At 66.2% G+C, this 21,206-nt stretch carries 24 protein-coding genes; 12 read left to right on the top strand and 12 right to left on the bottom strand.

Features of this window, described 5'->3' with window-relative positions; translation table 11 throughout:
- Positions 1-5 precede the first annotated feature (5 nt).
- Together LCM4576_RS12945 and LCM4576_RS12940 are read right to left on the bottom strand one after the other, a co-directional pair.
- A complete protein-coding gene (locus LCM4576_RS12945) occupies positions 6-866 on the bottom strand; it encodes a Ku protein (protein WP_040986520.1) in 861 nt (286 codons plus the stop codon).
- Positions 867-981: 115 nt separating this feature from the next.
- On the bottom strand, positions 982-1,488 hold the full coding sequence (locus LCM4576_RS12940; protein WP_071032478.1) for a ferritin-like domain-containing protein: 507 nt from the start codon (positions 1,486-1,488) through the stop codon (positions 982-984).
- Positions 1,489-1,884: 396 nt separating this feature from the next.
- On the opposite strand from LCM4576_RS12940, the gene LCM4576_RS35795 reads away from it, so the two are divergent.
- The 4 genes from LCM4576_RS35795 (at position 1,885) to LCM4576_RS12930 (ending at position 4,491) form a co-directional block, all read left to right on the top strand.
- The gene (locus LCM4576_RS35795; protein ID WP_116389945.1) at positions 1,885-2,031 is read left to right on the top strand and encodes a hypothetical protein; all 147 of its coding nucleotides are present in this window, start codon (positions 1,885-1,887) and stop codon (positions 2,029-2,031) included.
- 1 nt (position 2,032) lies between these two features.
- Positions 2,033-2,158, top strand: a complete 126-nt coding sequence (locus tag LCM4576_RS37505; protein WP_274534963.1) for a hypothetical protein — start codon at positions 2,033-2,035, stop codon at positions 2,156-2,158.
- 109 nt (positions 2,159-2,267) lie between these two features.
- Positions 2,268-2,714, top strand: a complete 447-nt coding sequence (locus LCM4576_RS12935) for a thiol-disulfide oxidoreductase DCC family protein (RefSeq protein WP_071032454.1) — start codon at positions 2,268-2,270, stop codon at positions 2,712-2,714.
- A gap of 34 nt (positions 2,715-2,748) precedes the next feature.
- Entirely contained in the window at positions 2,749-4,491 is a 1,743-nt protein-coding gene (locus tag LCM4576_RS12930) for an SDR family oxidoreductase (RefSeq protein ID WP_071032453.1), read from the top strand.
- On the opposite strand, the gene LCM4576_RS34770 is transcribed toward LCM4576_RS12930, so the two are convergent.
- The 3 genes from LCM4576_RS34770 to LCM4576_RS12920 all read right to left on the bottom strand — a co-directional run bounded on the left by LCM4576_RS34770 (position 4,386) and on the right by LCM4576_RS12920 (position 7,919).
- Complete coding sequence (locus tag LCM4576_RS34770) at positions 4,386-4,763, bottom strand: DUF1850 domain-containing protein (RefSeq protein ID WP_040986408.1); 378 nt, start codon at positions 4,761-4,763, stop codon at positions 4,386-4,388. The two genes, LCM4576_RS12930 and LCM4576_RS34770, sit on opposite strands and share 106 nt — an antisense overlap.
- Positions 4,760-6,886 (bottom strand): TRAP transporter permease, encoded by a 2,127-nt coding sequence (locus LCM4576_RS12925; protein WP_071032452.1) that lies wholly within the window; start codon positions 6,884-6,886, stop codon positions 4,760-4,762. The genes LCM4576_RS34770 and LCM4576_RS12925 overlap by 4 nt, the downstream gene beginning before the upstream one ends.
- A 73-nt stretch (positions 6,887-6,959) precedes the next feature.
- Positions 6,960-7,919 carry a TAXI family TRAP transporter solute-binding subunit gene (locus LCM4576_RS12920; RefSeq protein ID WP_071032451.1) on the bottom strand — a complete coding sequence of 320 codons (960 nt, stop codon included), beginning with the start codon at positions 7,917-7,919 and terminating at the stop codon, positions 6,960-6,962.
- A gap of 248 nt (positions 7,920-8,167) precedes the next feature.
- On the opposite strand from LCM4576_RS12920, the gene LCM4576_RS12915 reads away from it, so the two are divergent.
- Both LCM4576_RS12915 and LCM4576_RS12910 read left to right on the top strand, forming a co-directional pair.
- The gene (locus LCM4576_RS12915; RefSeq protein WP_071032477.1) at positions 8,168-8,539 is read left to right on the top strand and encodes a YciI family protein; all 372 of its coding nucleotides are present in this window, start codon (positions 8,168-8,170) and stop codon (positions 8,537-8,539) included.
- Positions 8,540-8,545: 6 nt separating this feature from the next.
- Positions 8,546-9,793, top strand: a complete 1,248-nt coding sequence (locus LCM4576_RS12910) for an RNA polymerase sigma factor (RefSeq protein ID WP_071032450.1) — start codon at positions 8,546-8,548, stop codon at positions 9,791-9,793.
- 334 nt (positions 9,794-10,127) lie between these two features.
- Here the strand turns inward: LCM4576_RS12910 and LCM4576_RS12905 are convergent, their stop codons facing one another.
- The 6 genes from LCM4576_RS12905 to hrcA all read right to left on the bottom strand — a co-directional run bounded on the left by LCM4576_RS12905 (position 10,128) and on the right by hrcA (position 16,054).
- Positions 10,128-10,751: a glutathione S-transferase family protein gene (locus tag LCM4576_RS12905; RefSeq protein WP_071032449.1), complete on the bottom strand. Its 624-nt coding sequence runs from the start codon at positions 10,749-10,751 to the stop codon at positions 10,128-10,130.
- Between the two features lie 387 nt (positions 10,752-11,138).
- Positions 11,139-12,119, bottom strand: a complete 981-nt coding sequence (gene cysK / locus LCM4576_RS12900; protein ID WP_071032448.1) for a cysteine synthase A — start codon at positions 12,117-12,119, stop codon at positions 11,139-11,141.
- A 233-nt stretch (positions 12,120-12,352) separates the two neighbouring features.
- Complete coding sequence (locus LCM4576_RS12895; protein ID WP_071032447.1) at positions 12,353-12,970, bottom strand: LysE family translocator; 618 nt, start codon at positions 12,968-12,970, stop codon at positions 12,353-12,355.
- A 263-nt stretch (positions 12,971-13,233) separates the two neighbouring features.
- Positions 13,234-14,574, bottom strand: coding sequence for a sorbosone dehydrogenase family protein (locus LCM4576_RS12890; RefSeq protein ID WP_071032446.1), 1,341 nt, complete (start codon positions 14,572-14,574; stop codon positions 13,234-13,236).
- A gap of 114 nt (positions 14,575-14,688) precedes the next feature.
- On the bottom strand, positions 14,689-14,886 hold the full coding sequence (locus tag LCM4576_RS12885) for a hypothetical protein (protein ID WP_040986394.1): 198 nt from the start codon (positions 14,884-14,886) through the stop codon (positions 14,689-14,691).
- Between the two features lie 70 nt (positions 14,887-14,956).
- Positions 14,957-16,054, bottom strand: a complete 1,098-nt coding sequence (hrcA, locus tag LCM4576_RS12880; RefSeq protein ID WP_071032445.1) for a heat-inducible transcriptional repressor HrcA — start codon at positions 16,052-16,054, stop codon at positions 14,957-14,959.
- Positions 16,055-16,231: 177 nt separating this feature from the next.
- Here hrcA and rph point away from each other — a divergent pair, with 177 nt between their 5' ends.
- From rph to hemW, 4 genes are all read left to right on the top strand, one after another.
- Complete coding sequence (gene rph, locus LCM4576_RS12875; RefSeq protein ID WP_027169620.1) at positions 16,232-16,948, top strand: ribonuclease PH; 717 nt, start codon at positions 16,232-16,234, stop codon at positions 16,946-16,948.
- Positions 16,949-17,132: 184 nt separating this feature from the next.
- Positions 17,133-17,543, top strand: coding sequence for a VOC family protein (locus LCM4576_RS12870; protein ID WP_071032444.1), 411 nt, complete (start codon positions 17,133-17,135; stop codon positions 17,541-17,543).
- Complete coding sequence (gene rdgB, locus LCM4576_RS12865) at positions 17,543-18,205, top strand: RdgB/HAM1 family non-canonical purine NTP pyrophosphatase (protein ID WP_071032443.1); 663 nt, start codon at positions 17,543-17,545, stop codon at positions 18,203-18,205. Before LCM4576_RS12870 ends, rdgB begins: the two co-directional genes overlap by 1 nt.
- Entirely contained in the window at positions 18,202-19,374 is a 1,173-nt protein-coding gene (hemW, locus tag LCM4576_RS12860; protein ID WP_071032442.1) for a radical SAM family heme chaperone HemW, read from the top strand. Before rdgB ends, hemW begins: the two co-directional genes overlap by 4 nt.
- 201 nt (positions 19,375-19,575) lie before the next feature.
- Here hemW and LCM4576_RS12855 read toward each other — a convergent pair whose 3' ends face one another.
- Positions 19,576-19,764, bottom strand: a complete 189-nt coding sequence (locus LCM4576_RS12855) for a hypothetical protein (protein WP_071032441.1) — start codon at positions 19,762-19,764, stop codon at positions 19,576-19,578.
- Between the two features lie 162 nt (positions 19,765-19,926).
- Here LCM4576_RS12855 and rsmI point away from each other — a divergent pair, with 162 nt between their 5' ends.
- Both rsmI and LCM4576_RS12845 read left to right on the top strand, forming a co-directional pair.
- The gene (gene rsmI / locus LCM4576_RS12850; RefSeq protein WP_071032440.1) at positions 19,927-20,823 is read left to right on the top strand and encodes a 16S rRNA (cytidine(1402)-2'-O)-methyltransferase; all 897 of its coding nucleotides are present in this window, start codon (positions 19,927-19,929) and stop codon (positions 20,821-20,823) included.
- On the top strand, positions 20,816-21,193 hold the full coding sequence (locus tag LCM4576_RS12845) for a YraN family protein (protein WP_071032476.1): 378 nt from the start codon (positions 20,816-20,818) through the stop codon (positions 21,191-21,193). The genes rsmI and LCM4576_RS12845 overlap by 8 nt, the downstream gene beginning before the upstream one ends.
- The last annotated feature ends 13 nt before the right edge of the window (positions 21,194-21,206 follow it).

Here is a 21,206-nt window from a genome sequence, read left to right as displayed (position 1 = left end):
GGCTCCTATGCGGACTTGCGCTTCGGCGCGGCCTTGGCCTTCGCTCGTTTGGCCGGCGCTTTGGACGATGCCTTGCCGGCTTTGCCGTCGTCGGCGTTGAGGCTCTTCTTCAGCGCGTCGAACAGGTTAACGACATTGGACGGTTTCGGCGATGCCTTGGCCTTCGGCGCCTTTCTCCCGGCCTTCCTGGAGCGAACCAGCTCGAGCAGCGATTCCTCATAGCGATCCCTGAACTTTGCAGGGTCGAACTTCGCCTTCTTCTTGTCGATGATAGTCTCGGCCAACCCGACCATCTCGCCGTCCAGCTTCGCGGACTGGATGTCGGCGAAGATGCCGGACGCGTCGCGCACCGTGTCTCCGTAGCGCAGCGTCGTCAGCAGCATGCCTTTGCCRAACGGCTCGATCATCGCCGGGCGCTCCCGCTGATAAAGCACGATGCGGGCCAAGCCGGCCATTTTCTTCTCCGCAAGCGCATCGCGGATGACGGCGAAGGCCTCCTCCGAAACCTTGTCTGCCGGCGAGACGTAATAGGGCGTGTCGAGATAGACCTGATCGATCGAAGCCTTGTCGACGAAGCCGTCGAGATCGAGCGTGTGCGAGGACTCTATCTGGACCGCCTCGATATCCTCGTCCTCGATGCGGATGAATTCGTCCTTGCCGACCTCGAAGCCCCTGACCTCCTCATCCTCTTCCAGCGGCTTGCCGCTTTTCTGGTCGACATAGACACGCCGGACCCTGTTGCCGGTCTTGCGGTTGAGGATGTGGAAGGACACCTTCTCGGCGTGGGTGACGACGTTGCTCAGTTGGATAGCGCAGGTGACCAGCGAAAGCTTCAGATAACCGCTCCAGGCGGGTCGCGGCGCCATGACGAACACTCCTTGCAGCATCGGGGCAACATCGGACAAACCGAAACGGCCGGAACGCCGCTTCGGTTCCCCGGAGACGGGAAGGCCGACGCCATGCGCCGACCCTATCGTCAGGCTATTCGGCGGCCTGCAGGTTGACCTTGCTTTCGGCGATCTCAGTGAGCTTGCGGTCGGTCGCCTCTTCTTCCTTGAGGTTCTTGGCCAGCACATTGGCGCAGTCGCTGCGGCCGAGCTGCTTGGCCCAGGCGATCAGCGTGCCGTAGCGCGTTATCTCATAATGCTCGACGGCCTGCGCGGAGGCGATCAGCGCCGCATCGAGGACCTCCTTGTCCTCAACATCGCCGCTGACTTCATCGGCCTCTTCGAGGATGCCGTCGATGGYAGGGCAGTTGACGGTCTTGGCCTTCACGCCGTGCAGCTCGAACACCTGCTCGACCCGTTCGATATGACCCTTGGTCTGGGTGAGATGCTTCTCGAAGCCGGCTTTCAATTGCGGATCGGTCGCCTTGTCGATCATCTTCGGCAGCGATTTCTCGATCTGCTTCTCGGCATAGTAGATGTCGCGCAGCGTGTGGATGAAGAGATCGTCCAGCGTCTTGATGTCTTTCGAAAAGAAGCCCATGGCGGTTTGCCTTTCCATGTTTCGCATTGCCRGGAAGTTGCGCGGCGGACGGCCGTCAACACGGCCGGGCTGCCCGGCCTTACGGGTCAAYGTTGCCTTCTGCGACAGGTTCCTGTCCGTCCGGCCGCGCAAAAGGAAATTTCCTGCCGCTGGGCGAAGGTGAAACAGAAGCGCGGCCAAGCGACATCGGAACGAAACATATGTGATGCAAAAGTCACACGAGCCGGAAAGGCGGCGAAAGGCACCGAAAGACCGCGAATCAGCCGCAATCCGGCCATGATGCAACGAGTTTCGGACCAGAAATTAACATCACGTTCACCGACTATTCACGCCTCGACGCTATGCTCTCGAACAATTCGGACGGGACATCCGAAAGCGGGACAGGGACCAAGTAAAATGCACTTCTGGAATCACATCGCCGGCTACGCCGCCGCCATTCGCGAATTCGTCGCGCCGACCTACCGGCCGGAGCGTTATTACATGCGCGGCCCGGGTCCGGCCTGCGCGCGTCGCGGCAATTCGCTCGGCGTCAGYGCGAACTGAGATGACCCGCCTACGCGCCCACCACAGCCGCATCTGCCGGCCGGCCGCCGACCAGCGCGCCACCACCTATCGCGCCGAGCGCCTGACGCTTGCCGCCAACTGGCGTGCGACAACGCCGCGACTTTGACGCCGCCGCCGGCTGGCTTAGTGTCTCCCTAGTTTGACGCAATTCCGGACGGAAAACCGCTCACACTTTTCCTGGAATTGCTTTAGGGGCACAAGCAGCCGGGGCCGCGATGACCGACCTGCCCGAAAGTCCTGATTTCCCGCGCCAGGCCTATAACGCCCRCCAGCCGTTGATCGTCTTCGACGGCGTCTGCGTGTTCTGCTCGGGCTTCGTCCAGCTCATCCTCAGGCTCGACCGGGAAAAGCGCTTCCGCTTCGCCACGGCGCAGTCGCCGCTGGGCCAGGCGCTGTTTCGCCTGCATAGCCTGCCGACCGACGATTACGACAGCAACCTCGCCATCATCGACGGCGCGGCCTTCACCAAGCTCGACAGTTTCGTCGCCGTCATGGCCGCGCTCGGCTGGCCATGGCGCGCGGCGAAGGCGCTGCTCATCCTGCCGCGGCCGCTGCGCGACTGGCTCTACGACCGCGTCGCCAAGAACCGCTACGCGCTGTTCGGCCGCAAGGACAGTTGCGAGATACCTTCAGCCGAGTTGCGGGAGCGGCTGATCGGCTAACGACGATTCCGGCAAGACCGGCTGGGGGTAAGGTATGAAGCTTCTCATCGTCGGCGGCTACGGCACCTTCGGCGGACGCATCGTCCAGCTCCTGGAGAACGAACCGCGCCTCGAGCTCATCATCGCCGGCCGGTCGCTCGCCAAGGCCGAGGCCTGCTGCAAAGAGCGGGGCACGACCAAGGCCAGGCTCATGCCGGCGACGTTCGACCGCGACGGCGATCTCGGCGCGCAGCTCGCCGCCTTGCTGCCCGACATCGTTGTCGACGCCAGCGGTCCGTTCCAGGCCTATGGCGAGGGACTCTACCGGCTGATCGAAGCCTGTATCGGCGCGCGCATCCACTATCTCGACCTTGCCGACGGCTCGGACTTCGTCGCCGGCGTTGCCGGCTTCGATGCCGCGGCCAAGGCGGCCGGCGTGATGGCGCTCTCTGGTGTGTCGAGCTTCCCGGTGCTGACGGCGGCGGTGGTGCGGCGTCTTTCGGCCGGCATGGCGCGCGTCGGCACGATCCGTGGCGGCATCGCGCCGTCGCCCTTCGCCGGTGTCGGCGAAAACGTCATCCGCGCCATCGCGAGCTATGCCGGCCGGCCGGTGCGGCTGATGCGGGGCGGCAGACCGGCCAAGGGTTATCCGCTCACCGAGCAGATGCGCTATACGATCGCGCCACCCGGGCGCGTGCCGGTGCGGAACACGCTGTTCTCGCTGGTCGATGTGCCGGACCTGCGCGCGCTGCAGGCGCTGTGGCCGGAAGCGAGCACGACCTGGATGGGCGCCGGGCCGGTGCCCGAGGTGCTGCACCGGGCGCTGATCGGCCTGGCCTTGCTGGTGCGTACCGGCCTCATCCGCTCGCTGTCGCCGCTGGCGCCGCTGATGCATTGGGCGACCAACCGGCTGTCATGGGGCGAGCATCGCGGCGGCATGTTCGTCGCGGTCGAGGGCACGGACGAGGCCGGCAGACCGATCAGGCRGTCCTGGCACCTTCTGGCCGAAGGCGACGACGGGCCGCTGATCCCGTCCATGGCGGTCGAGGCGATCCTCCGCAAGGCGCTCGACGGCCGCATGCCCGCACCAGGCGCGCGGGCGGCGACGCGCGACGTCGAGCTGGAGGATTATGAAGCGCTGTTCGCCGGAAAGACGATCCACACCGGCTTCAGGGACGACACCGGCGAGCGGAAGGCGCTCTATCCCGATCTGCTCGGCGATGCGTGGCAAAGCCTTCCGGCCGAAATCCGCGCCATGCATGAGGGAGCGGCAATGGCGTACGGACGCGCCAGCGTCGAACGCGGCAGCGGCCTGCTTAGCCGGCTTGCGGCGCGCATGGCCGGCTTCCCGCCTGGCGCGGCCGATGTCCCCGTCAAGGTGCGCTTCGTTGCCGACGAGCAAGGCGAGACCTGGATCCGCGCATTCGGCGCGCACAGCTTCTCGAGCCGGCAGTTCGCCGGAAGCGGCCGATCGGAGCGGCTGCTTTGCGAGTGCTTCGGCCCGCTCACCTTCGCCATGGCGCTGACCGTCGACGGCAACCGGCTTCGGCTCGTGCTGCGCCGCTGGAGCTTTCTCGGCCTGCCATTGCCGACGTGGCTTTGCCCGCGCTCGAACGCCTGCGAAACCGTCGAGGACGGCCGCTTCCGCTTCGATGTCGAGATATCGCACCCGGCGGCCGGGCTGATCGTGCGCTACCGCGGCTGGCTCGTGCCGGCGCAGGGTTCGAGCACGGTGGGTTCGCCGGCCGTCCTACCCAGTTCCCGGCAGCCCGAGGCCGTGCACAGCGTCCAGCCTTGACCGGTGGCGCCGGACGCCGCGAGCACGAGACGCGGCTGGGGTGCGATCCGCGGCGCATAGACCCACCAGCCGTCCCGCAGCACCGAGCCCTCGGGCGGCTCCATGCCGGCGCCGGAGCCCTTGACCCGCGCCCGCACCACCTGCAGTCCGGCCGGCGACACTTTCCAATCCTCCTGCCAGCGCGTCCGTTCCACCGAATGCGTCCACGACAGCGTGAAGGCGGCGGCGGCGAGCGTCACCGTCTTGCCGGCGGCGAGGACGCACAGGCTCATGCGGCGCCGGCCGTGGACAGCCGGCGGGCGCGCCAGCAGTGYCAGGCGATCCAGGCCAGCGCCAGCACCCAGCCGGTCTCGTCGGTGAGCGRCAATGCGGCCACCAGCAGCAGGCCGGCGCAGAAGGCGACGAGACGCTCCCACAAGGCCATGCGGCGGGCGAGGAAGCCAACGGCTGCGGCGCCCCACAGCACGATGCCCATGCAGGCCTTGACGACGATATAGGCGACCTCGACGGGATAGCCGAACGAGGCGGCGATCGGGCCCGCGTCCTGCAGCATGAGGGCCGGCGTGTAGACGGCCATGAACGGCACGACGAAGCCGGCAATGGCGAGCTTGGTGGCCTGGATGCCGATCTTCAATCCGCTTTCCTTCGCCATCGGCGCGGCGGCGAAGGCGGCGAGCGCCACCGGCGGGGTCAGGTCCGCCATGATGCCGAAATAGAAGACGAACATGTGGCTCACCACCAGCGGCACGCCGAGCGACAGCAGCGCCGGCCCGGCAAGCGAGGAGGTGATGATGTAGTTCGGGATCGTCGGAATGCCCATGCCGAGAACCAGGCAGGTGAGCATGGTGAGCACCAGCGACAGGAACAGATTGTTCTCGCCGATGGAGATGATCCAGCCGATGAAGGTCGAGGCGATGCCGGTGAGCGTCAGCGTGCCGATGACGATGCCGACGATGGCGCAGGCGATGCCGACGGGAAGCGCGTTCTTCGCCCCTTCGGCAAGCGAGTCGACACAGATGCGCAGCGTCTCGCGCCCGCCCTTGAAGGCGAGGCAGGCTATGACGAGCGCCGCGATGACGAGGCTCAGCACGTTGACGCCGAAGCGCATGAAGGAGGCGGCGACGAGCCCGAGCGCCAGCCAGAAGACGAAACGGAAGGCGAGCGGTCCGATCAGGGCCGCCAGCGGYGTCCCGAGGATGAGCACGATGGTCAGCGCGAGGCCCATCGTGCCGGCGAAGATCGGCGTGTAGCCGGCAAACAGCAGGTAGACCAGCACGGCGAGCGGCAGCACGAGCGGCCAGTGTTTTCGCACCGCCGCCCAGGGATTGGGAAGCTCCGCCTTGGCCATGCCGTGCAGGCCGGCCTTGCCGGCCTCCAGATGCACCTGCCAGAAGCAGGCGCCGAAATAAAGCAACGCCGGAATGATCGCCGCCTTGACGACCTCGGCATAAGGGATGTTCAGCGTCTCGGCCATGATGAAGGCGACGGCGCCCATCACCGGCGGCATGATCTGGCCGCCCATCGAGGAGGTCGCCTCGACCGCGCCGGCGAAGGCGGAGCGGAAGCCGAAGCGCTTCATCAGCGGGATGGTGAACTGGCCGCTGGCGACGACATTGGCGACGCCCGAACCGGAGATGGTGCCCATCAGCGCCGAGGACAGCACGCAGACCTGGGCCGGGCCGCCGCGCCACGAGCCGACGAGGCCGAGCGCGAAATCGTTGAACAGCGCGATCATGCCGGCACGTTCGAGGAAGGCGGCAAAGACGACGAAGATGAAGATATAGGCGGCCGAGACATAGACCGGCGTGCCGTATATGCCTTCCGTGCCGTAGGCGAAGGTGTCGACCAGCTGCGCGAAATCATAACCGCGATGGATGAACGGCGGCGGCAGATGATTGCCGACGAAGCAATAGGCGAGGAAGATGAAGGCGATGACCGCGAGCGGCAGGCCCATCAGCCGCCGCGCCGCCTCGAAGACCAGCACCACCAGCAACGTGCCGACGATCAGGTCCGGCGTGGTCAGGAAGCCGGAGCGGCGGATGAGGTCGGCGTAGAAGACCCAGTTGTAGAGGCCGGTGCCGAAGCCCAGCACGCCGAGYGTCCAGAATGCGGCCTTCGCGGCCATGYCGGTGGCGCGCAAATTGGCGATCAGRGCGAAACCGAGCAGCAGCAGGAAGCCGACATGCATGGCACGCACCACCTGGCTGGGCAGGCTGCCATAGGCGGCGATGTAGATCTGGAAGACGGAGAAAGCGACCGCGATGAGGAAGGCCGCCTTGCCGGCGAGGCCTTCGCCGAAGCCGGGCGGCAGACCTTCGACCTGTTCTTCGGCAACGGGGAGATGGAACGTGGCCGATTTGCCGTCGCTTGTCGTTCCAGGCTTTGCTTCGCTCATCCGACGGGCTCCAGGATGAGTGAATGGCAGAGGGGGGTGCCTGGCGAAGACATCTCCATCAGCCGCGCCCCTCTTACTTCAGCAGCCCTTTTTCCCTGTAATATTTCTCCGCGCCGGGGTGTAGCGCCACGGGCATGCCGTCCAGCGCCCTGGCCGGATCGATCGCCTTGGCGGCGGCATGGGCGGCGGTGAGCTGGTCGAGATGCTCGAACAACAGCTTGGTCATCTGGTAGGCGGTGTCGTCGGAGACGTCGGCGCGGGTGATCAGGAAATTGCCGACCGCGGCGGTGGCGACGTCTTCCGCCTGGCCTTCATAGGTGCCTTTCGGAATGACCACGGAGAGATAGGGCGCCCCGATCTTGGCGACGTCCTCGGCCGGCACGGCGACGACGTTGATCGGCACGGAAGTCGCCAGATCGCGGATGGAGGCGACGCCGAGGCCGGCCGACTGCAAGGTGGCATCGAGCTGGCGGTTCTTGATCAGCTCGACCGACTCGGYGAAGGGCAGGTATTCGACCCGTCCGAGATCCTCATATTTGAGACCGGCGGCGGCGAAGATGGCGCGCGCGTTGAGCTCGGTGCCGGAGGCGGGCGCACCGACGGACAGGCTCTTGCCCTTGAGGTCGGCGAGCGTCTTGATGCCGGAGTCCTGACTGGCGACGATCTGGATGTAATTGGGATAGATCGCGGCAATGCCGCGCAATTTGTCGAGCTTGCCCGGGAAGCCGGCCTCGGTGTTGCCCTCGGCGGCCATCTTGACGGAATCGCCGAGCGCGAAGGCGATCTCGCCCTTGCCCTGCTGCAACAGGTTCAGGTTCTCGACCGAGGCCTTGGTCGCCTGAACCTGCGTGCGCGAGCCGGCGATGCCCTTGCCATAGATCTCCGACAGCGCGACGCCAAGCGGATAATAGACGCCCGACGTGCCGCCGGTGAGCACATTGATGAATTCCTGCGCCCCGGCCGTCGCGATGCCGAGGCCGAGCGACAGCGCCAAAGCGCCGGCGGCAACAAATTTCGTCCTGAAATCGAGCATATGGTTCTCCTCCTAAAACGATCGCGTCGCCTCCCCAACGCGAAGCTCGTGAGTTTAGACGGGAGGAGCCAAATGCCAACCMGCAAATCAACGGATTAGACGAACGGTTGAGTGGCGGCGAAAAGCGCTGGCTTGCGCTCGATTGCTTTGGGGACGAAAGATTTTTCCGACGCCTGTCGAAATCGGCCGACGCCGCGCGACATAGGTCGGCACGCGACGATGCGGCCTTCAGAAAACGGGAGAAGACCATGCGATACATGCTTTTGATCTATAATGACGAAGCCGCGATGGCGAACGCCCCGAAAGAGCAGACCCAACAGACCCTCGCGGCCTATGGCGCCTATACCGAGGCGCTCAAGAAATCCGGCGCTTATATCGCCGGCGAGCGGCTGCGCCCGACCCAGGCGGCCACCTCGGTGCGGCTCGCCAGCGGCAAGACCAATGTGCTCGACGGCCCCTATGCCGACACCAAGGAGCAATTGGCGGGTTTCTACATGATCGAGGCGGCCGACATCGACACGGCCATCGAATGGGGCGCGCGCTGTCCCGCGTCCTCCAGCGGCACGGTCGAGGTGCGGCCGATCTGGGAAATGGCAGAGTACGTCGCCGCCGCGGAGTGACCCGCGATGGATGATCGCTCGGGGATCGCGCGGGCGGCGGCGGAAGCGGCCGCCCGGCGCAGCTACGGCAAGCTGGTCGCGTGGCTCGCGGCGCGCACGCGCGATGTCGCCGGCGCCGAGGACGCGCTGGCCGATGCCTTCGCCACCGCGCTGGAGCGCTGGCCGCAGACCGGCGTGCCGGAGCAGCCGGAAGCCTGGCTGCTGTCGGTGGCGCGCCGGCGCGACGTCGACGCGGTGCGGCGGCGGCTGACCGGCGAGGCGGCGCGCGACCATCTGCAGCTGATCGCCGAGGAAATGGAGGCGCGCATGAACGGCGAGGAGCTGCCCGACGACCGGTTGCGGCTGATGTTCGCCTGTGCCCACCCGGCGATCGAAGCCAGCGTGCGCGCGCCGCTGATCCTGCAGACCATCCTCGGCTTCGACGCCGCGACCATCGCCTCGGCCTTCCTGGTCTCGCCGGCGGCGATGGGACAGCGGCTGGTGCGGGCCAAGGCGCGCATCCGCGAGACGGGGATCCCGTTCCGCGTGCCGGAGCAGGCGGAGCTCGGCGAGCGGCTGGGCGCCGTGCTGGAAGCAATTTACGCCACTTTCGCCGAAGGCTGGTCGGACCCGACCGGCACCGATACCAGGCGACGCAACCTCGCCGGCGAAGGCATCTGGCTCGGACGGCTGGTCGCCTCGCTGATGCCGGACGAGCCGGAGGCGCTCGGACTGCTGGCGCTGATGCTGTTCGCCGAGGCGCGCCGCTCGGCAAGGCGCGGCGCGCAAGGGGATTTCGTGCCTTTGGCCGAGCAGGATATCGCGCTCTGGGACGACAGGCTGATCGACGAGGCGGAAGCCTTGCTGGTGCGCGCCGCGCAAAAGGGCATCATCGGCCGCTACCAGCTGGAGGCCGCCGTGCAGTCCGCCCATACGGCGCGCCGGCGGGGCAGCGGCACCGACTGGGCGGCGATCCGCCAGCTTTACGACGCGCTGCAGGCCGTGGCCGGATCGCCGGTGGTGGCGATCAACCGCGGGGTGGCGATCGCCGAAACCGAGGGCGCCCCGGCCGGACTGGCGGCGCTTTACGTGCTGGGCGAGGACAGAAGGCTGCAGGACTACCAGCCCTATTGGGCCGCCCGCGCCGGGCTGTTGGCAAGGCTCGGCAACATCAGGCAGGCGATCGAATCCTACGACCGCGCGATCGGCCTCGAGCGCGACCCGGCGCTGCGGCGTTTCCTGCAGGGCGAGAAGGCGAAGCTCGTAAGGACTTAGAGAAGGGGTTGTCCGTTACTCGGCGGGCAAACTTCATCATCTTTTATGCAGGATCGGCGCAAACGTTGGAGATTGGCGGAAGCCTCCCAACTTCGTCATTCCTGGGCGAAGCAGCCGCGAAGCGGCGTCGCGGAGACCCTGGAATCCATTCCGTGACCTTGATCGAAGAGTGCAGCGGAGCAGAATTCTGGACCGCAGCAGCGCTCATAAGTCACGGAATAGATCCTCGGGTCTGCGCGCGTCGCTTCGCTCCTTGCTCCGCCCGTGGATGACGACGTGATGGGCGTTCCGCCCAATCTCCTAGGCGTGCCGCCCAGCCCAACCGCCGCGCACTCTAAGYCCACATCTCATGCGATGCGTTCAGCTTTTGCATCAGCTCATTCTCGCGCAGCCTCGCCCACAGGCGCTCGATGTTCGGCCAAGCGGCCCGCGCTTTCTCCACTTCGGGATGCCAGGCCACAAGCATCACGAGGTAGATGTCGGCGAGTGACAGCGTCTCGCCGGCCAACCAGTCGCGGCCGGCCAGAGCCCGGTCGAGAATGGCAAAACCGCGATCCATCTCGGCGAGCGCCGCCTGCTTCACCGGCCGCAGGCCTTCGCCATCGGCGGTGTAGCGGTGAGCGTAATAGAGCCGCAGCACCGCCGGGTAGAGCACCGACGACATGAAGGCCATCCAGCGCAGGAAATCGGCGCGGCCGGGCGAGCCCGCCTCCGGCGCGAGGCCGGCCTGTGGATGACGTTCGGCGAGCAGGATGCAGATTGYAGCGGATTCGGTCAGCGAATGGCCGTTGGGCAGCATCAGCGCCGGCACCTGGTTCAGCGGGCTGATGGCGAGAAAGGCCGGATCGGGCGGATCTTYCTTGGGCACATCGATCTGCTCGAAGGGCACGCCGGCCATGGCAAGCGCCGCCTCGACGACGAAGCCGCCGCTGCCCGGGCGCGTGTAGAGCTTGTACATGAAGTCCTCCCGCCGGCCGATTGGGCCGGCGGTGATATCAGCCGGAAGCGGCGCTTGGCTCAAGCCAGGCGGGGCCTGCCACAGGCGCTTTTTGAACAGTCCAGCCGCTCCGGAAGTACCGCTGGTCCGCAAACTCTAGAGATTAGCCGAGGCGTTCCCGCCTTCGTCATCCACGGGCGGAGCAAGGAGCGAAGCGACACGCGCAGACCCGAGGATCCATTCCGTGACGTCGAAGCGCAGCAAGGGTGCAGAATTCTGCCCCGCTGCACCCTTCGATCAAGGTCACGGAATGGATCCCAGGGTCTCCGCGACGCCGCTTCGCGGCTGCTCTGCCCAGGGATGACGACCGCGAGGGGCCGCTGAAGCCACCCTCCGAGGTATGCGCGCCTAAGCCCCCAGCCCGTCGAACAGGATGGTGGAGAGATAGCGCTCGGCGAAGGAGGGGATGACGACGACGAGGTTCTTGCCCTTGTTCTCCGGCCGCGAGCCGACGACGATGGCCGCCTGGAGCGCCGCGCCCGAGGAGATGCCGACCGGCACGCCTTCGAGGCGGGCGACGAGGCGGGCATTGGCGACCGAATCCTCGTTCGACACCCTGACGACCTCGTCATAGATCGAGGTGTCGAGGATTTTCGGCGCGAAGCCGGCGCCGATGCCCTGGATCTTGTGCGGGCCGGGCTGGCCGCCCGACAGCACCGGCGAGGCCTCCGGCTCGACCGCCACGACCTGCAGCGAAGGCTTGCGCTTCTTCAGCACCTGGCCGACGCCGGTGATGGTGCCGCCGGTGCCGATGGCGGAAACGAAGATGTCGACCTCGCCATTGGTATCGTTCCAGATCTCCTCGGCCGTGGTGCGGCGGTGGATTTCGGGATTGGCCGGATTCTCGAACTGCTGCGGGATGATGGCGTTGGGCAGCGTCGCGGCGAGCTCGTCGGCCTTGGCGATGGCGCCCTTCATGCCTTTCGGGCCTTCGGTCAGCACCAGCTCGGCGCCGAGCAGCGCCAGCATCTTGCGGCGCTCGACCGACATGGTCTCCGGCATGGTGAGGATGAGCTTGTAGCCCTTGGCAGCGGCGGCGAAGGCGAGCGCGATGCCGGTGTTGCCGGAGGTCGGCTCGATCAGCGTGGTCTTGCCGGGCGCGATCTTGCCGGCTTCCTCCAGCGCCTCGATCATGGCGACGCCGATACGGTCCTTGACCGAGGCGATGGGGTTGAAGAATTCGAGCTTGGCCAGGAGGTTGGCGAYAATGCCCTTTTCCCTGGCGAACTTGTCCAGCCTGACAAGCGGCGTGTCGCCAATCGTCTCCGTGATCGAATTGTAGACGCGGCCGCGGCCGGGCACGCGCGCGGAGGTGACGGGCTTGTTCATTGGTTTCGCTCCCAGGGCAATGGTACAGGCTGACAGAATAAGGCTTTCAGCCGCGCAAGATAGGCCGAGGCTGGAAAATATCCGAGTGGGGCGGTTGCTCAAAAGCACCCGCGACCGGAAATGCATTTCCCGCCGCAGCGGGTTTCAGGAATGGTTTGGCTGAAATCAAAGCGATCACGCACCAAGGTGTGTTGAGATTCAGGTCAGGCCGGCCTCACCTGAATATCAATACCTTATTGGCGGGCCGCGATGGCGGCCGCCGCCCCCATCATGAAGCCGGCGGCGGTGCGGTTGAGAAGCTTCAGCGCGCGCGGCGATTTCAGGAACCAGCGCGCCTTGGCCGCCAGCGCCAGGTAGGGCACCAGCACCACGAACAGCACCACCACGGTGAGCATCGCGAGGATGGCGTAATCGGCAAGCGTGATCGTCTTCAGGTCGACGATGGTCGGCGTGATGGCGWGATAGAAGATCATCGTCTTCGGATTGCCAAGCGTCACCGTCAGCCCGGCGATGAAGCTCGACACCAGCCCGCCCTTGGCCTTCCGCGCCTCGACGGTTTCGGGCGTGATGCCGCTGGTCCAGAAGCGCCAGGCGAGGAAGGCGAGATAGGCGACGCCGGCCCATTTGATGGCAAGGAAGACCATGCCGAAGGTCTGGGCGACAAAGGCRAGCCCAAGCACGACGGCGGTGAGATAGGTGAGGTCGCCGAGCATCAGGCCGAACGACATGGCAAGCGAGGAGCGGAAGCCGGAGCCGAGCGCGCGGGCGACCAGCGCCGTGACGCCGGGGCCCGGAATGGCGGCGGCGACGCCGAGGGCTGCGCTGTAAGCGAGGAAGCCGGTGAGTGTCATGGTTGCAGCCCTGAGATAGGGACGCGCTTGTCGCACGAAATCGAACGGGAATGAATTCGCTAAGGTCGGATTCGTTTGCGCCAGCCCCCTCATCCGGCCGCTACGCGGCCACCTTCTCCCAAGGGGAGAAGAGGTTGGCGCCGGCGCTGGCCTGCTCCTCTCCCCTTGGGGAGAGGTCGGATTGCCCCGAATTGCCCTTCGCAATTCGGTTGGCAATCCGGGTGAGGGGGACCTGCGCGCAGGATCGAACGCCTGCCCACGGACTACCCTCCATATGTCACGCGCCAGATCGTGCCGTTGCCGTCCTCGGTCAGGATCAGCGCGCCGTCCTTGGCGACGGCGACGCCGACCGGCCGGCCCCAGACCTCGTCGTCCGACATGACGAAGCCGGTGGCGAAATCCTCATATTCGCCGGTCGGCTTGCCGTCCTTGAATTTCAGCCGCACCACCTTGTAGCCGGTGCGGACATTGCGGTTCCACGAACCGTGCAGCGCGACGAAGGCGTCGCCCCTATAATCAGCCGGAAAATTGCCGCCTTCGTAGAAGGCGATGTTGAGCGGCGCCGAATGCGCCTGCATCAGCACATCCGGAACCGTGACCTTGCCGGCGAGGTCGGGGCGCGCGCCMTCGTGGCGCGGGTCCTCGTTGTCGCCGATGTAATACCAGGGCCAGCCATAGAAGGCGCCGTCCTTCACCGCGGTCGCGTATTCGAAGGGGGTGTTGTCRCCAAGCTCGTCGCGCTCGTTGACGACGCACCAGAGCGCCCCTGTAGCCGGCTGCACGGTCATGCCGGAGCAGTTGCRCAGGCCGGTGGCGACCGTCCGGCGGTTCTTGCCGTCGGGATCGAAGGCCAGCACGTCGGCGCGGCCCTGTTCCGCGCCCCAGGCCTCGCCCAGCGGCTGCGATTTAGCCCATTCCTCGACACCGCCCTTCGGCCTGGCGCCCATATCCTCGGCGATGTTGGAGCCGGAGCCGACCGACAGATAGAGCGTCTTGCCGTCGGGCGAGAAGGCGATGTCGCGCGTCCAGTGGTGGCTGGCGGGGACCTTGGCCACGATGGTTTCCGGCTTGGCGGACGCTTCCAGGTCGCCGTCGCTATAGGGGAAGCGCACGACGCTGTTGCTGTTGGCGACATAGACCCATTGCGGCTTGTCGCCCGGCGGGTAGAAGGCGATGCCGTAAGGCCGGGTCAGGCCCTTGGCGAAGATCGATTCCTTCGCAGGCTTCGCGCTGCCTTCCGCGAGGCGATAGACGCGGACCTGGTTCGCCCGGCTGTCGGCGACGAAGAGGTCGCCATTCGGCGCCACGCGCACGACGCGGGGATTTTCGATGCCGGAAGCGATCAGCTCGGCGGAGAAGCCGGGCGGAAGCTTTGGCTTCGCATCCTCGGGGCGGTCGGTGACGCCGCCRCCATTGGAGGCGGACTCCGTCGCATCGGGTTTCGGCTGATCTTGCGGCTTCAGCAGCCGGCGCACGCCCGGGCGGTCGGCCTTCCAGTCGCCGAAGGCCTTTTCACCGCTGAGCAGAGGCTGATCGGCCTGCTGTGCAAAGGCGCCGGTGGCAAAAACCAGCGCGAGGCCCGCAAGGCCGGCGATCCGCATCATGCTGTTCTCCGTCGTCTGCTAACGCGCCCCACTCGATCAGGCGCCAGAGACAGGACATATTGGGCAAGCGCTCGAAAAGAGAAGCTTGCGCGCGCGGATTTGTCCGAGCGCCGCTCAGGCCTCCTCGGCATCCAGGTCGTCGTCGAGGCGCTTTTCCAGCTCGACGAGGTCCGCCGGCAAGGGCAGGCCCATGGCGCGCAGCTCCCGCAATTTCTCGCGCAGCTGCTCCTGGATCTCGTGCTCGTCCTCGGGCTGGTTGATCATTTCCTGAAGCAGGAGGTCGATCTGGGCCTTGATTGCTTCCAGCGCCATTTTTTCTCCTCCGCAGCCACCTTAGGTGTGTCGAGATTCAGTGAGGCCGGCCTCACCTGAATCTCGATACCTAGCGGAGCATGCGCGAAATCAGCTGCGCCGTATAGTCGACCATCGGCACGATGCGGGCGTAATTCAGGCGCGTCGGGCCGATGACGCCGAGCGCGCCGACGACGCGGGCGTCCTTGTCGCGATAGGGGGCGACGACCAGCGACGAGCCGGACAGCGAAAACAGCTTGTTCTCCGAGCCGATGAAGATGCGCACGCCCGGCCCTTCCTCGGCGAGGTCGAGGAGCTGCAGCAGGCCGTCCTGGGTTTCGAGATCCTCGAACAGATGGCGCAGCAATTCGAGATCGGCCTGGGCGGTGACGTTTTCGAGCAGGTTGGCGCGGCCGCGCACGATGAGGCGCGCCGGCAGGCCGCTTTCGGCGCCGGCCCAGACCGCGAGGCCCTTCTCGACCAGATCCTGCGACAAGGTGTCGAGCGCCGCGCGGGTCTCCTCCTTGATTCGGGYGATCTCGACGCGCGCCTCGGCCAAGGTGCGGCCGCGGATATGGGCRTTGAGGAAATTGGAGGCTTCGTGCAGTTGCGACACGGTGATGCCGGCCGGCAGGTCGATCACGCGGTTCTCGACGTCGCCGTTCTGCGACACCAGCACGGCAAGCGCCTTGGTGGGCTCGAGCTGGATGAATTCGATGTGCTTCAGCGCCACCTCGTTCTTGGAGGCAAGCACGAGGCCGGCGCCGCGCGACATGCCGGACAGCATCTGGCTGGCCTCCGTCAGCATATGCTCCAGCGTCGCGCCCGAGCCGGAGGCGCGCACCTGCGCCTCGATGGYGCGGCGCTCGTCGTCGGATAGATCGCCGAGCTCCATGAAGGCGTCGACGAAGAAACGCAGCCCGGTCTGGGTCGGCAGCCGCCCGGCGGAAACATGCGGCGCGTAGATCAGCCCCAGATGCTCGAGGTCGCTCATCACGTTGCGGATGGTGGCCGGCGACAGCGAGGAGGGCAGGATGCGCGACAGGCTGCGCGAGCCGACCGGCTCGCCGTCGCGCAAATAGGAATCGACGATCCGCCGGAAGATATCGCGCGAGCGCATGTCGAGTGACTGAAGTACGGGCGACTGAAGCCCGGGACCTTGGGACGTCGGATCGACTGGCTTGTTCATTCCGGCGAGAAACCTCCTGCCGAAAAGATATAGACTTAAGCCACAGCGGCGCAACCCAGTGCCGCTTTTGCGATCAGGGTCCCGTGTTTGCGGTTACCCGGCCGTTTTCCTTTGCGACTTGCCCCGCATGCGTCTACAAGCCGCCGACGAATCCGGGAAAGAACAGAAAGAGCCTCGATGCGCCCCTCCAAACGCCAAGCCGACGAAATGCGCGCCATCTCCTTCGAGCGCGGCGTGTCCAAGCATGCCGAAGGCTCGTGCCTGGTGAAGTTCGGCGACACGCATGTGCTTTGCACCGCGAGCCTTGAGGAAAAAGTGCCGGCCTGGATGCGCAATTCCGGCAAGGGCTGGGTGACGGCCGAATACGGCATGCTGCCGCGCTCGACCGGCGAGCGCATGCGGCGCGAGGCTTCCGCTGGCAAGCAGGGCGGCCGCACGCTGGAGATCCAGCGGCTGATCGGCCGGAGCTTGCGCGCCGTGGTCGACCTGCAGGCACTGGGCGAACAGCAGATCACCGTCGACTGCGACGTCATCCAGGCCGATGGTGGCACCCGCACCGCCTCGATCACCGGCGGCTGGGTGGCGCTGTAYGACTGCCTGCGCTGGATGGAGGCGCGCCAGATGGTCAGCGTCGCCAAGGTGCTGAAGGACCATGTCGCGGCGATCTCCTGCGGCATCCATGACGGCCAGCCGGTCATCGACCTCGATTACCTCGAGGATTCCTCGGCCGGCACCGACGCCAATTTCGTCATGACCGGCAAGGGCGGCATCGTCGAGATCCAGGGCACCGCCGAGGGCGAGCCCTTCTCCGAGGAGCAGTTCGCGGCGCTGATGGGGCTGGCGAAGAAGGGCATTTCGCGGCTGGTGAGCCTGCAGCAGATGGCGGTGGCGTAGGGTTTCGGATGCCGAGCCTGGGCCCCCCTCTCTGGCCTGCCGGCCATCTCCCCCTCAAGGGGGGAGATCGGATGTCACGACGACTTTCGCCAATCGCCAAGGTTGCAGGAGAGGTGCCGGCGTTGCCGCAGCCAATCTCCCCCCTTGAGGGGGAGATGCCCGGCAGGGCAGAGAGGGGGGCCTCGTGACTCCCTCCGCAATCCTCGAATCCGCCCTCTACGTCACCGATCTCGCCGCCGCCGAAGTCTTCTACCGCGACATCATCGGCCTCCAGGCGCTCGGCAAGGTCGAAGGCCGCCACGTCTTCTTCCGCTGCGGCGACGGCGTATTGCTCCTCTTCAATGCCGAGGCGACCAAAATCCCGCCGGCGCCTGACGCCAGGCTGAAAGTGCCGCCGCACGGCACGGCCGGCGAGGGGCATCTTTGCTTTGCGGCAACCGCCGAAGAGATCGCTGCGTGGCGCAAGCATCTCGCAGCGAACAACGTCGCCATCGAAAGCGATTTCGAATGGCCGCAGGGCGGGCACTCGATCTATATCCGCGACCCGTCGGGCAATTCGATCGAGTTCGCCGAGCCGAGGATCTGGGGTTTCTGATGCATTCTTTGAACGGAAAAAAGATCGTCGTCGCGAGCCACAACGCGGGCAAGCTGCGCGAATTCGCCGACCTGATGGCGCCGTTCGGCTTCGAGGCGAAATCGGCCAAGGAATACGGCCTGCCCGAGCCGGACGAGACCGGCACGACCTTCGAGGAGAACGCCTATATCAAGGCCTATGCCGCCGCCAAGGCGACCGGCCTGCCGGCGCTGTYGGACGATTCCGGACTCTGCGTCGACGCGCTCGACGGCGCGCCGGGCGTCTACACCGCCAACTGGGCCGAAAAGCCGGACGGGTCACGCGATTTCGGCATGGCCATGCAAAAGACGGAGACCGCGCTGCGGGAAGCTGGCGCGACCGAGCCTTTACAGCGCACCGGCCGGTTCGTCGCCGTCATCTGCCTGGCATTTCCGGATGGCGAGGCGGAATATTATCGCGGCGAGGCCGAAGGCAGGCTGGTGTGGCCACCGCGCGGCACGCTCGGCTTCGGCTACGATCCGGTCTTTTTGCCCAACGGCTTCGACAAGACTTTTGGCGAGATGAGCGCGGAAGAAAAGCATGGCTGGAAGCCCGGCCAGGCGACGGCGCTTTCGCACCGCGCCCGCGCCTTCCAGAAATTCGCCGAGGCACGCCTCGACTTGGCCAGACTAGGATCGGCATGAGCGCGGTGACGATACCGCTCGACCGCAGCCCCGGCTTCGGCGTCTATATTCATTGGCCGTTCTGCGCGGCCAAGTGTCCTTACTGYGACTTCAACAGCCATGTCCGCCACCAGCCGGTCGACCAGGAGCGTTTTGCCCGCGCCTTCGAGACCGAGCTCAAAACCATGCGCGACCGCACCGGGCCGCGCGAGGCGACCAGCATCTTCCTCGGCGGCGGCACGCCGTCGCTGATGAAGCCTGAAACCGTCGGCGCCGTGCTGGACGCGGTGGCGAGGAACTGGACGGTGCCGGCCGGCATCGAGGTGACGCTGGAGGCCAATCCGTCCTCGGTCGAGGCCGAGCGCTTCCGCGGTTATCGCGCCGCCGGCGTCAACCGTGTCTCGCTCGGCGTGCAGGCGCTGAACGACAAGGACCTGCGCTTCCTCGGCCGGCTGCACAATGTCGAGGAGGCGCTGCACGCCATCGGCCTCGCGCGCGAGATTTTTCCGCGCCTTTCCTTCGACCTGATCTACGCGCGGCCCGGCCAGACGCCGGAGGCGTGGGGCGCGGAGCTGGAGCAGGCGATCGGCTATGCCGTCGACCACCTGTCGCTCTACCAGCTCACCATCGAGGAGGGCACGCCCTTCCACGCGCTTTACGCGGCGAAGAAATTCACGYTGCCCGACAACGACCATGCCGCCGATCTTTACGCGCTGACGCAGGAGGTGACGGCGGCGCACGGCCTGCCGGCCTATGAGATTTCCAACCACGCGCGGCCGGGCGCCGAGAGCCGGCACAACCTCACCTATTGGCGCTACGGCGAATATATCGGGGTCGGGCCCGGCGCGCATGGCCGTTTCGTCGAGAACGGCCGCCGCACGGTGACAATAGCGGAAAGGATGCCGGAGACCTGGGCCAACCTGGTCGAGGCCAAGGGCCATGGCGTCACCGGCGGCGAGGTGCTGACCCGCGCCGAAGAAGCCGACGAGTTCCTGCTGATGGGCTTGCGGCTCGCCGAAGGCATCGACCTGCAGCGCTACGAGGCGCTGTCGGGGCGCGGCCTTTCGAGCGCGCGGCTTTCGGTGCTGCAGGAGGAGGGRCTGGTGGCGCCGGTCGGCAATGCAAGGCTGCGCGCCACGACGGCAGGGATGATCGTGCTCGATGCGGTGGTCGCGGATCTGGCAAGGTAACTCGCGCGTTCGTCATTCTCGGGCTCGACTCGAGAATCCATGCCGTGACTTCGGCCGTACGGTGCAGCGGAGCAGAATTCTGCACCGTGAGCGACGTTTCAATGTAACGGCATGGATCCTAGGGTCTACGCTGCGTCGCTTCGCTCCTTGCTTCGCCCTAGGATGACGAAGCGAGAGCCGTCAGCGCTCATGTGCGACACTCTAAGCGTCGTGCTTCTGACGGTGCTTGCTGCGCTGCTTTTCGCCATGAGCCTCGCCGTCGCGGACCTGCTTCTGGTCGGCCTTGTCGCGGCGGGCGCCGTTCTGGTCGGCAATCGGGTGTGGAGGGATGCCCTCGCGGGCGGTCTTGCTTTCAAGTCGGCCGATGAAAATATCGAAGCGATTGGGCATCGTTCGGTCCTGCCTCCTCCCGGGGAATCAGGGGTTAAATTCGCCGTTGCCGGTTTCGTTCCGCACTGTGGCGAAGGCAAGGCGATTTCCTCAGTCCGGCCTCACGTTTTGCAACGGGGCGTCAGCCATGCGAAACAGGATGGACCACAAGGGGGGCAACCGGTGACCGGCGACAGACGCAGCTATCTGATCGGACAGACCGAGATCGCGACGCGGCCGCTCGCGCCGGCTCTCTATCTGGTGGCGACGCCGATCGRCAATCTGGCCGACATCACCTTGCGCGCGCTGGAGACGCTGGCCGCCGCCGACATCGTCGCCTGCGAGGACACCCGCGTGTCGCGCGTGCTGCTCGAGCGCTATGGCATCCGACGGCGCACCACCGCCTATCACGAGCACAATGCCCAAGAAGCCGGGCCGAAACTGATCGAGGCGCTGACGGCCGGGCAGAGCGTGGCGCTGATCTCGGACGCCGGCACGCCGCTGGTTTCCGACCCCGGCTACCGGCTGGTCGGCGAGGCGCTGGAGCAGGGCATCCGTGTCGTGCCGATCCCCGGACCGTCGGCGGCGCTGGCGGCACTGACCGCTTCAGGCCTGCCCTCCGACGCCTTCCTGTTCGCGGGCTTCCTGCCGGTGAAGACCGGGCAGCGGYTGGCCAAGCTGGAGACGTTCAAGGCGGTGCCGGCGACGCTGATCTTCTTCGAATCGCCCAGACGGCTGRCCGAGACGCTTGCCGCCATGGTCGAGGCGCTGGGCGGCGCCCGGAAAGCCGCGATCGGGCGCGAGCTGACCAAGGCCTTCGAGGAGATGCGCACCGGAACGTTGGCCAAGTTGGCCGACCATTACGCCGCGGCCGACACGCCGAAGGGCGAGATCGTCATCTGCGTCGGCCCGCCAGAGGCGGGAAAGGATGAGCCGGYCGACATCGACCGGCTGCTTTTGTCGCTCGCGGCAGAGATGCCGGCTTCGAAGGCGGCGGCGGAAGCCGCGAAAATGATCGGTGGGCAGAAACAGGCGCTTTACCGGCGGCTGATCGAGCTCAAGGCAGATGGCGATGGCTGAGCGTTCGATCGGCCATCGCCGAAAGGCCTATCGGCGCGGCCATCGCGGCGAGTGGCTGGCGGCGCTGGCGCTGATGCTGAAGGGTTACCGCATCCTTGCCCGCCGCCATCGAACGAGGCTCGGCGAGATCGACCTGATCGCCCGGCGCGGCGACCTCGTGCTGTTCGTCGAGGTCAAGGCGCGGCGCACGCTTATCGAGGCGATGGAGGCGATCGGCCGTGAATCGGAACGCCGCATCGAGGGCGCCGCCGATCTGTGGCTGTCGCGCCAGCCGGATTACGGGAAGCTCTCGATGCGTTTCGACATGGTGGCGGTGCTGCCCTGGCGCTGGCCGGTGCATGTCAAGAACGCGTTTTATGGAAGGAATTGAGCGGGCTTACCCT

This window comes from Mesorhizobium sp. LCM 4576 (assembly GCF_001854815.1).
In the GTDB taxonomy this organism is placed as follows: domain Bacteria; phylum Pseudomonadota; class Alphaproteobacteria; order Rhizobiales; family Rhizobiaceae; genus Mesorhizobium; species Mesorhizobium plurifarium.
Note: the sequence above shows the minus strand (reverse complement) of the source record. Positions and strands in the feature narration are given on the sequence as shown.